Annotated in this window: 1 protein-coding gene; it reads right to left on the reverse strand. The window is 33.9% G+C overall.

Translation table 11 applies throughout. The annotated features are described in order from the left end of the window. Nucleotides 1-199 precede the first annotated feature (199 nt). Nucleotides 200-1525, reverse strand: coding sequence for an IS4 family transposase (locus tag EAI80_RS13030; protein ID WP_129982375.1), 1326 nt, complete (start codon nt 1523-1525; stop codon nt 200-202). Between the last annotated feature and the right edge of the window lie 179 nt (nt 1526-1704).

Consider the following 1704-nt stretch of genomic DNA (forward strand, 5'->3'; position numbering starts at 1 on the left):
CAATGGTATTAAGTTAAACAAAACTAATACCATCAGGTAATTAAGTTAAGGTGTCAGCTATATAAACGGCAGACACCTTTTCTGCTATTACTAAACACATTTGAAAGAATTATGATTTAAGACGTGCTTGAAAAGAACTATCACATAGTTCTAAAAAAATTTATTGTTATCCTAAGACAACAGTGTATAATAAATTGTGTTAGGACGTTCTATAATTTAGCGGTTTACATGATTGACCTTTTATATTACGTTCATACGATCTTTCTGGTCTTTGCGCGACCAGAAATTTTTTTATTCTCAGAATAAGTTCCTTCATTTTTATCTTCTTTCTGAGATAAAGTCTTATATTAGTTACTGCACTGCTGAAATTGGATTTATAATCATATTCCAATTCCGGCTTTTTATTTTTCTTCAAATCTATATTTCTGATGATTACTTCTGAAACATTGTACATTAGAAAGGCTGCATTTATCTCCTGCTGTATCAGTTTTCTCTTTCTTGCATGAAAGTATACAAGGCCGATTGTGTATTTCAGCTTATTAAAAGCAGTCTCCTCATTCCATCTATAATGATAAAGTTCCTTGAAATCTTCAGTCTTGAATTCCTCTTCAGAAAGATTCGTGACAACAGTCTCATAGGTATCTTCTGATATCTTGAATCTTACAGCTCTGAAGGATAGATCATATAAGTCTCTTGTTTCGTCTAAGAAATCAAAATTGGAAGTTGAAGGTACGAATATGTATTTTTCTTTATCAGCCTTGATTTCTTTTGTCTGAAGACTAGTTAATGTACGGGTTACCCTTATATCAAAAGCACCTTCTTCAGTCTTAATATTTGTCATCAGACCGCTTCTGGTATGAATATCTTTGACTCTTATCACAAATTTGATGTCATTCTCAATGAAATGAGCCATAAGATTGTAACTCTCGTATCCTCTATCTGCTGTGAGGATAGAATTCTGAGGATAATTTCTATCTTTCAGGATTGAAATAAGTGCGTTAACTTCTCTTTTCTTGCTTGCTGCATCAATACTCCAGTCATAGAATACCTTATTAAGACAGTCATATAATGCATTGACATGATACTGGCAGAAAGACTTTGCATCATGCTTTTCAGTTTTTGTCTTATCGTCCATAAAAGGAATATTTACATCTGAGCCATCCTGAGCAAGTATATGATATCCATTAATGGTTGTATGATCATCAAACGCACTCACGAATAGATTGTTTATGCGCTTAAAGATATCAGGATCCAGCAGTTGTCTTCTTTGTGATAGTGCAGAAGCTGAAGGCATTTCACCCTGACCCACAAAAAAGTGAGATAATTCACCTATTGAGGAGTAATTAGAAAAACTCATGATGCATTCAATAAGAGTGCGAGCAGGAAGCTTTCGACAACGAGTGAAATCGGAAACAGGATCATTGCAGTAGCACTTCAGACCATCAAGAGCCACATCAATAGAGCGTTCAAGAATAGTTCTAACCTTTTTAGGCGAGTAGTAGATGTTGTGTTTGCTTTGTTTCATAATAGTTTACCTCCTAAAAAAACACATCTACTAAAAAGGGCTAGAAATGAATGAATATTCATTTCTAGCCGCACGATTTCCATCAATTGTCAACAGTTTAATGAAAAAAATAAAAAGACCTCTCTGATTTTGAAATCAAAGAGGTTTTTGGCATTTGTTCGCTTAACTTAATACCATTG

Origin of the sequence: Catenibacterium sp. co_0103 (assembly GCF_004168205.1) — a bacterium.
In the GTDB taxonomy this organism is placed as follows: Bacteria; Bacillota_I; Bacilli_A; order Erysipelotrichales; family Coprobacillaceae; genus Catenibacterium; species Catenibacterium mitsuoka_A.

Bases quoted from the DNA above. Each gene is read 5' to 3' on its own strand.
- EAI80_RS13030 (WP_129982375.1), bottom strand. From the start codon at position 1,525: ATGAAACAAAGCAAACACAACATCTACTACTCGCCTAAAAAGGTTAGA.